Here is an 11,975-nt window from a genome sequence, read left to right on the forward strand (position 1 = left end):
CGCCCCACCCACCGGACGGCGCTGCGCGCGTCCACCAGCACGCCGAGTCCCGCACTGTCCAGAAAGGTGGCGGCTTCACGGGTTGGACGTGTCCGCTTGGGCTTCAGTGGCGAACTGCCGACGAGCCGGTGGATTCGTCGCTCTGCTGAAAGTCGGTGAGGTCGCGCAGGTGCCGGATCGGTGAGGCCAGCAGGACCAAGGGTATGCAGACGGCCGCGACGACAAAGATCATCAGGGTGACCCGGCCGCTGAGCACCCCGGCGATCACTCCGGCGATCAACCCGCCGATCGGGATCGCGCCCCAGGAGACGAAGCGGACCGTGGCCATCACCCGTGGCAGCAGGTCGGGCGGGCTGGCGATCTGCCGGTAGGTGCGGGTCACCACGCTGAGCATCACGACGCCGGCGGCGAACACCACGTTGCCGGCGGCGAAGGCCGCGAAGCCCTGCCAGCCGGTGCCGAGGGGAACGACGAGCGCCCCGGCGACCGCGACGAAGCCGGCGACGATCAGGGCGCGGGCGGTGCCGAGCCTGGCCGTGACGTGGTTGGTCAAAGCCGCGCCGATCAGCGTGCCGACGCCGTCCGCCGCCAGCAGCAGGCCGACGAGACCGGGCTCGGCGTGCAGCTCGCGTACGAGATACAGCGCGTAGAGCGCGTGCTGTGCCCCGCAGACCGTGTTCGCCGCGGTAGCGGCCCACATACACGGACCCATGACCGGGTGGTGCACGACGAAACGCCAGCCTTCGCGGATCATCGCGCGCATCGGTGGCCAGCGGTCGGGGGCCTCTGGGCGGCGTTCGGGCAGGGTCCGCAGCAGCAGGGCTGAGACAAGGTAACTGGCCGCGTCGACGAGGAGGGTGGGCACCGCCCCGAGCACCTGGACGATGAGACCGCCAACCGACGGCCCACCGAGCTGAGTAGTGGCGTGGGTGCCGGACGTCAGGCTGTTACGGGACTGCAGCTGCTCCTTGCTCACGATCGACGGCAGGAAGGTCGAGTTGGCGACATCGAAGATGACGTCCGCGAAGCTGATCACGAGAGCCACGATCACCAGCTGGGCGACCGTCAGCCTGCCCAGCCACCAGACCAGCGGGATGGAGATGGTCGCCGCCGCGCGGGCCAGGTCGGCGGCGACCTGAAGCCTTCGCATGGGGAATCGCTGCACCACCACCCCGGCGGGCAGGCCTATCACGATCCAGGCGACGTAACCGGCGGCGGCGATCATGCCCATCTCGAACGCGGAGGCGTCGAGCACCGTCAAGGCCGTCAGCGGCAGCGCCACTGCGCCTACCGCCGAGCCGACCGCGCTGGTCGTGCCGGCCGTCCACCACCGCCAGAAGACGCCCGCCCCACCTCCACTGTCGATTCCCATCCCAGCGCCTCTCCTTAGGTAAGTTCCAGAATGGAACGCACTATACTGGGGTACGTGAAGCGCGCCGACCTGCCCGACTCCGACTGCGGTATCGCGCAAGCGCTCGGCGTGGTCGGCGACTGGTGGACGTTCCTGGTAGTGCGGGACATCGCGGGCGGCACCACCCGCTTCGACAGCCTTCAGCGTGAGCTCGGCGTCAGCCGTCGAGCTCTGGCCGAACGCCTGGCCCACCTCGTCGAACACGGGGTGCTCGAGAGGAGGCGCTATTCCGATCGCCCGCCGCGCTACGACTACGTGCTGACCACGAAGGGTGAAGGCCTGCTGCCGACGCTCATCGCCCTGCAGGATTGGGGCGCCAGACATGTGATGGGCGATGGGGCGCTGACCGCGACCAGCGAGGACGGGTCTGCCGAGAGCCGTCGCGTGCACGAGCTGGTCAACCGGAAAATGCCGGATGTCGTGCTTGAACGACATGACGGCGAGCCGGCCGCGCCCAACGCGCCGGGCGTCTGGACTGTGCTCTACTTCTTCCCCGGTGCCTTCGCCCCGGGCACCCAGGGCTACCCGCCCGGTTGGGCCGACATCCCGGGCACGAAGGGTTGCACCTTGGAGGCTCTCACCTACGCCTCACGGTGTGCCGCCTTCGAGGCGGCAGGTGCCACGATCCGAGGCGTGAGCACCCAGCGACCCGACCAGTTGGACGCCTTCGTCACGCACGCGAAGTTGCCTTATCCCCTCCTGTCCGACCAGGACAGCAGACTCGCCGCTGGGCTGCTGCTGCCGACCTTCCGGGCGGCCGGCGTCGACCGCTTCAAACGCCTCACCCTGTTGGTCGACCCCGACGCGATCATCCGGGCGGTGCAGTTTCCGATCAGCGATCCGGCCGGTTCAGTGGATGAGATGCTCGCCCTCGTGCGCAGTCAATGACTGCTCTTCACCGTCGCCTACGAGATGCATTTCACGGAGCTGCGGCCACTGGGATGCCGATCTCTCTCAGGAGCGCGCAAAGGCCATGCACAACATCTCCACGGTTCGGCGCGTCTGAGTGATTATGAACTCACCTATCGAGCACACCAGCCGCCAGAGCGCCCACCGACGCGGAGCCTGGGCGAGCGCCGCCGCTCTGGCCGCCTCCCTGACGACGGTTCTGGGCGGAGGCGTCGCCCACGCGGCCACCGTGGATGGTGCGGCGGGACAGGCCGGCGCCGCCATCGCGCAGGCTGCCAACAGGCTGGACCCGGTTGATTGGGCGTCTGTGGTGGAGCCTGCGCTGAAGTGCCCCAAACCAGGACCGAATGCATCCTGGTATGTGGTGCGCGCCCGCGTCGCCGCCATCGGCGACCTCACCCGTGACGGACGGCGTGAGACCGTCGTCGTGTCGTCGTGCCCGAGCCCGACGTCGAGCAATCCCTTGATCGCCTTCGTCTACGACGGAGCCTCCAAGCCCTCGAACCTCCACCTGCTCGGGAAGCTCGGCAAGAACCGCTACTTCAAGTCCCTGAAGGTCGCGATCCGCGGCGGACGCGTGCAGCTGCAGGGCAAGGTGGTCAGCGACCGAGCCCCCAACTGCTGTCCGGATCTGGTCGTCAGCCAGACCTACGCGTGGGACGGCACGAAGTTCCGCAGGACGGCGGAGAAGGCGACTCGCATCTCCTGAGCGATCCGTGACCTCGAGGCCGAGCCCGGCGCGGTACTGCAGGCTCATGCGCGGCCGGCCCACCGGTAGGGAACGGGTGCGGGCCGAGCGCCCGCTCCCGTGCCGCTACGACTACAGCGTCAAGCAGTACTAGCCGGCCTGCCAGGACGGCCCGGTCTCCTCCGTCTGCGGCGGGGCGGGCGGGGTCCGGTCGCGGGAGGGGACCACCACGATGCCCTTGGTGCTGTTGGGCGGGTTGACGTCGAGCGTCCCGCCGTAGACGACGTTCCCACGGAAGGTGTTCGGTTGGAAGGAGAACTTCGCCAGCGGCGGCGTCGTGTCCTGCACCGAGGTGGTCACGGCCACACCGCCCTTGGGCTTGTAGCTGAGGTTGCCGGTGAAGGTGTTGCGCTCGGGCAGCAGCACCATCTGGTAGCCGGGCCAGTGGTTCTTGTAGAACCAGCCGATGTGGATGTCGCTCTTGGCGTTGTCGGCGAACACGTTGCCGGTGAACGCGCTGTCGGTCACCTGCCCGTAGTGGAACAGGTAGCCGTAGGGCGTGAGCGGGTTCGGCTGCGGGACGAAGTCCGGCGTCAGGTAGTCGAGCTTGTGGTTCTCGTCGAACAGGTGCTCTCCGCTGGTGACCTTGAGCCCGTAGCCGGAGACGCCCTGCACGTAGTTGCCGCGCACCACGTGGTGGTCGCCGCTGACGCGGATGCCCTCGCTTGCCGGGTAGCGGTCGCCGATGATGGCGTTGCTCTCCACCGTGTTGTAGTTGCCGTAGCGCAGCACCAGGCCGCCGCTGGACTGCCTGATGGTGTTGTTGCGGACCGTGTTGTGGTTCGACTTCAGCGAGATGATCTCGTCGTCGCCGTCGACGTGCTCGAAGAGGTTGTTGTCGATGGTGAAGTACGCGCCCTCCTGGGCGCCCTCCTCCGCCCACTGGCCGTAGCCCCAGATGCGCAGTGCCTCCATGCCGTTGCGGCCGAGGTTGGGGACATCGGCGAAGCGGGTGTGGTCGACCCGGTTGTAGGTGGCCGCCGGGCCCCGGTCGTTGCCGACCAGCGGCTCCTGGTGGGCCTTGCCCTTGAGCAGGCTGTGGTCGAGCCGGTTGTGCCCGCCCTTGAAGTAGACCCAGTAGTACGGCGTGGCCGGGTCGGCGGGGTTGAAGTCGACCACGGCGGTGTCGGTGACCCTGCCGCGTTCGCTGTTGAAGGAGATGACCGAGACCGCGCCGTCGGGCGCCTGGCCGGAGGTGAAGGTCAGGCCGCTCACGGTCAGGTCGGGACTGTTGAGCGACAGCGCCGACCTGCCGGTGAGCAGCACCTTGCCGGGCGTCTGCGCCCTGAGCTTGAGGGGTCCTGGGGCGCGCAGGTCGATGACGGTGTCCTGCCAGGTGCCGTCGGCCATGACGATGGTGCCTGCCGTCCCGATCGCCGCGTTCAGCTCGGCCTGGTTCGAGACGAGCCGTTCCCCGCCCGCCGAGGCCAGGGCGGGCGCGGCGGGCAGTAACAGGAACGCCGCCGCGACAAGGGCTGCCAATCGGTTCATACCGGCAACGTAGGGAAAGCGCATTCCCTTGGGCATGGGCAAAACTCGGGCACTCCTAGGACGATCCTCAGGAGGCCCGGTGCAAGGCCCGGTACTGCGTGGGCGTCAGCGAGGTCACCTGGCGGAAGACCCGTGACAGGTAGGCGGCCTCCCAGCCCACCGCCCCGGCGATCTCCTCGATCCTCTGCTCGGTGTGGATCAGCGCCTGCTTGACCCGTTCGACCCGCAGCTGCCGGATGTACTGGTTGGGGGAGACCCCGAAGAGCTGGGCGAAGTAGGTGATGAAGTAGGTCGGGTTGTAGTGGAAGACCTCCGCCAGCCGCCCGACCGTCAGCACCTCGGCCAGGTGCGCGTCGATGTACTCCAGGATCCGCCCGGGCCCCTGGCTGAGCGGCCGCAACGAGCCCAGCGGCGCGTGGTCCACCAGGTAGGCCGTCAGCTCCATGAGCACCGCCCGCTGCCGCAGCGGCCCTGTCACCTGCGTCGCGCCCTTGCCCGCCGCCAGCAGCCTGATGAACATCTCCCGTACGGCCGGCGGATCCTCCACCTCCACCACCCGGGGGAGCGCGACCAGCGAGGCCAGCTCGCGCCCGCCCACGGTGGCGGTGAAGTTCGCCCAGTACTTGCGCAGCGGGCGCTCCTTCGAGCTGGAGAAGGCCAGCGCGGACCCGGCGGGCAGGAAGTAGAGCTGGCCGGTCCGCGGCAGGTACTCCACTCGGTCCAGGGTGATCGAGCCCACCCCGTCGAGGATGAGGTAGATCCGGTTGTAGCCGTCGGTCCGCGCCTCCCGCCCCCAGCCGGCGGGGACGGGATCGGCGTGCCCGGCCATGAGCAGGTCGAGGTCGAGCCGCCGCAGATGCTCCCTGAGCGCCGGGTCCATCGCCCTCACGCCCGCAGGCTCGCCAGCGCGGGATCCACCGCGTGCCGCAGCGGTTCGCCCGCGGCCAGGTGGGCGACCTCAGCCAGCACCAGCTCACCCATCCTGCCGCGTTCGGCGCCCATCGCCCCGGCCAGGTGCGGGGTCAGGACCGCGTTGGGCAGGCCGTACAGCGGAGATCCCGGCTCCGGCGGCTCGGGCCAGGTGACGTCGAGGACCGCGGTGAGGTCGGGCCGCCCGCGCAGGACCTCGACCACTGACGGCTCGTCGAGGACGGCGCCGCGGGCGGTGTTGATCAGCGTCGCGCCCGCGCTCAGCCGCGCCACCAGCGGGCCGTCGACCAGGCCCGTGGTCTCCGGCAGCAGCGGGGCGTGCACGCTGACGACCTCGCAGGTCTCGAACAGCTCGGCCAGCGGGAGGAGCGGGATGCCCAGCCTGGCGGGGGCGTGCGGGTCGTAGGCGACCACCTCCAGGTCGAAGGCACGCAGCTGGGAGGCGACCCGACGGCCGATCTCGCCCAGGCCGAGCAGCCCCACCCGCGACCGGTAGGCCCCGGCGACGTGCACCTCGTCCGGGTAGCGGCCCAGCTCCTTGATCTCGCGGGAGATCCGGTGGAACTGCTTGAGCGCCAGAAGGATCTGGGCCAGCGTGAACTCCGCCACCGGGATCGCGTTGGCCGAGGCGGCCGAGACGATCGGGATGCCCCGCGCCCAGAAGTCCGGCGTGGTCAGCGGGTGCACCGAGCCCGCCGCCACCAGCACCGCGCGCAGGCGCGGAGCGTGACCGAGCAGCCCGGCGTCGAGCACCGGCGCGCCCCAGCCGGACAGCAGGATCTCCACCTCCGACAGCACGCGGGGATCGGCGGCCAGCTGCTCGCGCGTCATCGCGGGAGCCTGCCATTCGACCAGGTCAGCCAGCCTTTCCAGAACGTGCGCGGGGTAGACGTCGGCCCGCCTGCGCTCCTCCATCACCAGCAGTGCTTTGATCAACTGTTCCTCATTTCATCGGATGTTTGGCGGGTAATGATGTCGCACAACGGAACGGATTTATCGGTGATGGTTTAGTCATCGGAGCATTGACCGGAGAACGTGACCACCGCTACCGTCCGGGAAATCGCTTGCCAAGTAGAGGGAGCCGTCCACATATGCGAACAGCCTCCACAATACTGGCGTGCCTGGTGGTGCTCACAGCATGTTCGTCAGGCCCAGCCGGGACGAACGTCGAGCAGGACGCCAAGGCCACGCTCGAGCTCTGGACCAGGACCACGCCGGGCGGGCCCGGCGAGCAGGGCACGCTCAAGCTGGCCGCCGCGTTCGAGAAGGCGACCGGCTACAAGGTCAAGGTGACCGCGATCTTCGACGACTTCGAGACGAAGATGCAGCAGCGGGCGGCCCAGAAGGACCTGCCCGACATCGTCATGAACGACGTCGCCCAGCTGGGCACGATGCACAGCCAGGGTTTGCTCAGGGAGATCGACCTCACCAAGCTCGCCGGGGCCAAGGACCTGTCCGAGCGCGCGCTCGCCTCCGGCAAGGGCGTGGACGGCAAGCAGTACGGCGTGCCGTACTCCGCCCAGGCCACGGCGCTGCTGATCCGCAAGGACTGGCGGGAGAAGCTGGGGTTGAAGCCGCCGCAGAGCTGGGCGGACCTGGTGGCGATGGCCAAGGCGTTCACCGAGAAGGACCCCGACGGCAACGGCCAGAACGACACCTACGGCCTGGCCGCGCCGCTGTCGACCAAGCGCGGCTACGCCTCCTGGTACTTCTCCAACTTCCTGTGGGCGGGCGGCGGTGACTTCGTCGCCGACGCCGGCGGTGGCAAGTTCAAGCCCGCCATGTCCACCCCAGAGTCGGTCGCGACCACGCAGTGGTTCCGCGACCTGGCCTGCAAGGACAAGGTGATCCAGCCGGGCGCCGTCACCATGGACACCCCGCCGACCAACGAGACGTTCGAGGCGAACAAGACCGGCATGTACGTCGTCGGCCCCTACCTGATGCCCCGCTACGACAAGTCGCTCGGCAAGGACAAGTACGAGGTCGTGCCCATGCCCAAGGGCGCCAAGAACGCCGACGTGCTCGCCGAGGGCGGCGCGATCTACCTGATGGCGGGCTCGCCCAACAACGCCGGCCAGGACGCCTTCGCCTCCTTCGCGATCTCGGCCGAGGGCCAGAAGATCGGCATGGAGGGCGACACCGCGTACATCGTGCAGCTGCCGGTCAACAAGACCGTCGACATCAGCCAGGTGCGCCCCGACCCGCGCTGGAAGACCTACGCCGACGTCTACCAGAGCTCGGGCCACTACCCGCCGTCGGTCCCCAACTGGACACCCATCCGGCAGGCCACCGCCGACACCGTCAACGCCGTGGTCGCCGACTGCGGCCTGGACCTGAAGGGCGAGCTGCAGAAGCTGGACACCAAACTCGCCGGGATCCTGGCCGAGCAGGGCGTCGCCGCGTCATGACGGCGGTGGAGGTGGAACCGGCCGCTCTCGCGACGCAGGAGCGCGCGAGCGGCCGGCTCGGGCGCTGGTGGGTGCCGTGGCTGTTCCTGGCCCCCGCGCTGGTGCTGTTCCTGTACTTCAAGTTCATCCCCATGGGCAACGCCCTGGTGATGTCGTTCCAGAACGTGCAGCCCTTCCTCGGCAACCAGTGGGTGGGCGGGGACAACTACGTCAAGGTCGTCACCTCCGACGGCTTCCAGCAGGCCGCCTGGCACACCGTGCTGCTCGCGGTCTTCCAGACGGCCGGCTCGATGCTGCTCGGGCTGGTGCTCGCGCTGCTGATGGAGGGGCAGAGCCGCAGGCTGAGCTTCATCCGCTCGGCGGCGTTCCTGCCGGTCGTGGTGCCGATGGCGGTCATCGCCGAGCTGTGGCGGATCATGTACCACCCGACCGGCGACGGCATGCTGAACTCGCTGCTCGGCCTGGTCGGGCTCGGGCCCTCCGGGTTCATCAACGACCCGCACACCTCGATGGCCTCGGTCATCGCCACCGGGATCTGGCGGGGCGCGCCGTACGACATGATGATCTTCCTGGCCGGGCTGGCGGGGGTCAACAGGGACCTGTACGAGGCGGCGATCGTCGACGGCGCGTCGCGGTGGCGGCGGCTGCTGCACGTGACGCTGCCGGGGCTGCGCTCGGTGTTCTCGATCCTGTTCATCCTGGCGGCCATTCGTGGCCTGCGCGTCTTCACCGAGGTCTACCTGCTGACGAACGGCGGGCCGAACGGTTCGACCGAGGTCGTCATGACCCTGATCACCAAGCTGGGGCTGGAGCAGAACCGGCTGGGCGTGGCCTCCGCGGGGGCGGTGCTGCTGTTCCTGGCCACGCTGCTGCTGACCGTCGTCGTGTCCGTGCTGAGGCGGAGGGAGAGGGAATGAGCGCGGCCAGCGAGACCGCACTCGGGCTCAAGGAGAGCAGGACGCCGTCGGCGCGGCTGCTCAAACTCGTCGTCTACGCGCTGGTCCTGGTGGTGTTCGCCGGGCCGCTGCTGGCGCTGCTCGTCAGCGCGTTCAACCACGTCTCCGACCCGACCCAGCTCAGCGTCGTGCCCTCGCGCCCGACGCTGGACAACTTCGCGGTCGCGGTTGACCACGGGGTGCTGAAGTACCTGCTGAACTCCTTCTTCGTGGTCGGGTTCGGGCTGCTGCTGCAGGTGGTGGTCTCGACGCTGGCCTCCTACGCGCTGGCCCGCAAGCGCTTCCCGTTCATGACGATCGTGTTCGTGGCGATCCTGGCCACGCTCATGCTGCCGGAGGAGATCCTGGCGATTCCGCTGTCGCTGATCCTGTCGGACCTGCCGGTGCTGCACATCAACCTGATCGGCACGCTGGCCGGGATCATCGTGCCGGTGGGCGCGTGGGCGTTCTCCATCCTGGTCATGACGGAGTTCATGCGGGACGTGCCACGCGAGTTGGAGGAGGCGGCGCGGATCGACGGGGCGGGGGAACTGCGGATCTTCGCCCAGATCATCCTGCCGATGTGCCGTCCGGCGCTGGGCGTCATCGGGGTGTTCGGGTTCACCATGATCTGGGACCAGTACCTGCTGCCGATGCTGGTGGCCGGCGACTCCTCGACGTACACGCTGCCGCTGGCGCTGCGCACGCTGCGGATCGACCCGATCGTGACGCCGGGGGTGGTGATGGCGGCCTCGTTGCTGGCGCTGCTGCCGTCGGTGATCGTTTTCCTGTTCTTCCAGCGTTCTTTCGTGCATGGCCTGTCGTCGGGCGCCCTGAAGGGATGATTTTTCGTGAACTGGTTCGTCAATGATCGTTTTGGAATGTTCGTGCATTGGGGGGCATATTCGCTGGCCGCCCGGCACGAGTGGGTGAAGACGCGGGAGAAACTGACCGACGCGCAATACCAGCCGTATGTCGACCATTTCTCGCCGGACCTGTACGACCCCGTCGCGTGGGCGCGGACCGCCAAGGCGGCGGGCATGCGATACGTGGTGCTGACCACCAAGCACCACGACGGTTTCTGCCTGTGGGACAGCGACCTGACCGACTACAAGGCCTCCCGTGACCTGGTCGAACCGTTCGTGGCGGCGTGCCGGGCCGAGGGGTTGAAGGTGGGCTTCTACCACTCGCTGATCGACTGGCACCACCCCGAGTTCCCCGTGGACGGGACCCATCCCCAGCGCGATGTCAGACCCCTTCCCGAGCGTGACATCTCGGTTTACCGGCGATATCTGCACGGCCAGGTCAAGGAACTGCTGACCCGTTATGGAACGGTCGACTATCTGTTCTTCGACTTCTCCTACGCCGGCCGGAGCGATTTCTGGGGCGGAAAGGGCCCCGAGGACTGGGGATCGAAAGAACTGCTGGCGATGGTGCGCGAACTGCAGCCCGGCATCCTCGTCAATGACCGGCTCGGTATCCCCGGCGACTTCGTCACCCCTGAGCAGTACCAGCCCTCCGCGCCCATGCCGGGACTCTGGGAGGCCTGCCAGACGCTCAACGGCAGCTGGGGGTACGACCGCGACAACCTCGACTACAAGAGCGCAGACCTGCTGGTGAAGATGCTGGTCGACGGCGTGTCCAAGGGTGGCAACCTGCTGCTCAACGTCGGCCCCGACGGGCGCGGCCGGATCGACCCGCGCGCCACCGCGCTGCTGGCCGACATCGGCGGCTGGATGGACCTGCACGAGCGCTCCATCCGCGGATGCGGTCCCGCGGAGTATCCCGCCCCGCCCGACTGCCGCTACACCCGCCGCGGCGACCGGCTCTACCTGCACCTGTTCAGCTGGCCGCTGCGCCACGTGCACCTGCCGGGGCTGGCGGGCAAGGTGCGCTACACGCAGTTGCTCAACGACGCCTCGGAGATCAGGTTCGTCAGCACGGACCCGGACCAGGAAGCCCAGAACACCCGGATGGGCGGACAGGCGCCGGGCACGCTCACGCTGGAGCTGCCGGTGCAACGCCCCGACGTCCTGGTGCCCGTCGTCGAACTCTTCCTGGAGTGATATGTAGGAAAATTTCTACGACTCGCGGGGACCCCGAGATGGTTCCGTCGTATTTGCCGTCCCTTGGCGTCGGGGGACGCGTGGTGGGGGTATGTCCTCCCGCACGGAGTGATCTTTGAGCCCAGGGGGAGTTCAACCATGTACGCAACGGTACGGCGATACGAAGGGGTAACCGATCCCGCCGAGGCGGGACGCCGGGTGAGCGAGGGCTTCGTGCCGCTCATCAGCCAGGTCCCCGGGTTCGTGGCTTACTACTGGGTCGACGCTGGAGATGGGGTGATGCTTTCCACCAGCGTCTACGAGGATCGAGCTGGAGCCGAGGAATCCACCAGAAGGGCCGCGGACTTCGTGCGGGATCAGCTCGCCTCCCTGCTCCCGAACCCTCCCCAGGTCACGGCGGGCGAGGTTGTAGCGTCCGGGTAACGCCACCTCCGATCTCCCACCCGGCTTGCCTGAGGCAGCGGCGGCAGTTGACGGCCACCATGGTCCCACGCGGCACCCTGGAGGAGCGGGAACGCACTACGGCGAACATGACGCAACTGGGATCCAAGAGAGTCCCAAGCCCGCGCATGTTCCATGAACCCCATGACAAACAACATGTTCGCGGCCCGACGAGTGCGCCGCGCCCTGGCTCTCGTTCTGCTGGCCGGCTCCGCGATGTTCGCCGTCGGTACGACGACGAGCAGCCCCGCCTACGCGTGGAACCCGGCCGACGACGGCTGGCACCGCTGCCTCATTGACGGTAAGTGGATGTGGTGCAAGGACTTCTAAACCCGACCCTCGCGGCTGCTTGATCGATGTCGAGGCCGGCCCGGATGCTCTCGCGACCGCGGGGTGGGGTCGCGAGGGAGGTTGATCTCTGCTCGCGCATGGCTCGTGACCTCTGTCATGCAGCGTCTGGACCCGCCGCGAGCCGACATGACCGATAACCCAGCCAAAACAAGCAAAAAGCCAGGTCAGACGATGTCTGGCCTGGCTGGTGGTGAGTGCCCCCTGTAGGATTCGAACCTACGCACCCGGCTCCGGAGGCCGGTGCTCTATCCCCTGAGCTAAGGGGGCCCAACGGTCCCCAAGGTT

The 11,975-nt window shown here is 68.2% G+C and carries 12 protein-coding genes and 1 tRNA gene; 8 read left to right on the plus strand and 5 right to left on the minus strand.

Annotation, left to right across the window (positions count from 1 at the left end; translation table 11 throughout):
* Window positions 1–103: 103 nt before the first annotated feature.
* Window positions 104–1,372, minus strand: coding sequence for an MFS transporter (locus KIK09_RS22425; RefSeq protein ID WP_214321228.1), 1,269 nt, complete (start codon window positions 1,370–1,372; stop codon window positions 104–106).
* Window positions 1,373–1,426: 54 nt separating this feature from the next.
* Here KIK09_RS22425 and KIK09_RS22430 point away from each other — a divergent pair, with 54 nt between their 5' ends.
* On the plus strand, window positions 1,427–2,299 hold the full coding sequence (locus KIK09_RS22430) for a winged helix-turn-helix transcriptional regulator (protein ID WP_214321229.1): 873 nt from the start codon (window positions 1,427–1,429) through the stop codon (window positions 2,297–2,299).
* 124 nt (window positions 2,300–2,423) lie between these two features.
* Window positions 2,424–3,029 carry a hypothetical protein gene (locus KIK09_RS22435; protein ID WP_214321230.1) on the plus strand — a complete coding sequence of 202 codons (606 nt, stop codon included), beginning with the start codon at window positions 2,424–2,426 and terminating at the stop codon, window positions 3,027–3,029.
* A gap of 129 nt (window positions 3,030–3,158) precedes the next feature.
* Here the strand turns inward: KIK09_RS22435 and KIK09_RS22440 are convergent, their stop codons facing one another.
* The 3 genes from KIK09_RS22440 to KIK09_RS22450 form a co-directional block, all read right to left on the minus strand.
* Window positions 3,159–4,559, minus strand: a complete 1,401-nt coding sequence (locus tag KIK09_RS22440) for a polysaccharide lyase 6 family protein (protein ID WP_214321231.1) — start codon at window positions 4,557–4,559, stop codon at window positions 3,159–3,161.
* Window positions 4,560–4,626: 67 nt separating this feature from the next.
* Window positions 4,627–5,439 (minus strand): helix-turn-helix domain-containing protein, encoded by an 813-nt coding sequence (locus KIK09_RS22445; RefSeq protein ID WP_250573678.1) that lies wholly within the window; start codon window positions 5,437–5,439, stop codon window positions 4,627–4,629.
* A 5-nt stretch (window positions 5,440–5,444) separates the two neighbouring features.
* Window positions 5,445–6,425 (minus strand): hydroxyacid dehydrogenase, encoded by a 981-nt coding sequence (locus KIK09_RS22450; RefSeq protein WP_214321233.1) that lies wholly within the window; start codon window positions 6,423–6,425, stop codon window positions 5,445–5,447.
* A 155-nt stretch (window positions 6,426–6,580) separates the two neighbouring features.
* Here KIK09_RS22450 and KIK09_RS22455 point away from each other — a divergent pair, with 155 nt between their 5' ends.
* From KIK09_RS22455 to KIK09_RS22480, 6 genes are all read left to right on the plus strand, one after another.
* The gene (locus KIK09_RS22455; RefSeq protein ID WP_214321234.1) at window positions 6,581–7,897 is read left to right on the plus strand and encodes a sugar ABC transporter substrate-binding protein; all 1,317 of its coding nucleotides are present in this window, start codon (window positions 6,581–6,583) and stop codon (window positions 7,895–7,897) included.
* Entirely contained in the window at window positions 7,894–8,814 is a 921-nt protein-coding gene (locus tag KIK09_RS22460; protein ID WP_214321235.1) for a carbohydrate ABC transporter permease, read from the plus strand. Before KIK09_RS22455 ends, KIK09_RS22460 begins: the two co-directional genes overlap by 4 nt.
* Window positions 8,811–9,677, plus strand: a complete 867-nt coding sequence (locus KIK09_RS22465) for a carbohydrate ABC transporter permease (RefSeq protein ID WP_214321236.1) — start codon at window positions 8,811–8,813, stop codon at window positions 9,675–9,677. Before KIK09_RS22460 ends, KIK09_RS22465 begins: the two co-directional genes overlap by 4 nt.
* A 6-nt stretch (window positions 9,678–9,683) precedes the next feature.
* Window positions 9,684–10,898 carry an alpha-L-fucosidase gene (locus KIK09_RS22470; protein ID WP_308164235.1) on the plus strand — a complete coding sequence of 405 codons (1,215 nt, stop codon included), beginning with the start codon at window positions 9,684–9,686 and terminating at the stop codon, window positions 10,896–10,898.
* A gap of 138 nt (window positions 10,899–11,036) precedes the next feature.
* Entirely contained in the window at window positions 11,037–11,321 is a 285-nt protein-coding gene (locus tag KIK09_RS22475) for a hypothetical protein (protein WP_214321238.1), read from the plus strand.
* A gap of 162 nt (window positions 11,322–11,483) precedes the next feature.
* Window positions 11,484–11,669 carry a hypothetical protein gene (locus KIK09_RS22480; RefSeq protein ID WP_214321239.1) on the plus strand — a complete coding sequence of 62 codons (186 nt, stop codon included), beginning with the start codon at window positions 11,484–11,486 and terminating at the stop codon, window positions 11,667–11,669.
* 216 nt (window positions 11,670–11,885) lie between these two features.
* On the opposite strand, the gene KIK09_RS22485 is transcribed toward KIK09_RS22480, so the two are convergent.
* Window positions 11,886–11,957 (minus strand) — tRNA-Arg (locus KIK09_RS22485).
* Between the last annotated feature and the right edge of the window lie 18 nt (window positions 11,958–11,975).

Origin of the sequence: Nonomuraea sediminis (genome assembly GCF_018531495.1) — a bacterium.
Taxonomy (GTDB): Bacteria; Actinomycetota; Actinomycetes; order Streptosporangiales; family Streptosporangiaceae; genus Nonomuraea; species Nonomuraea sediminis.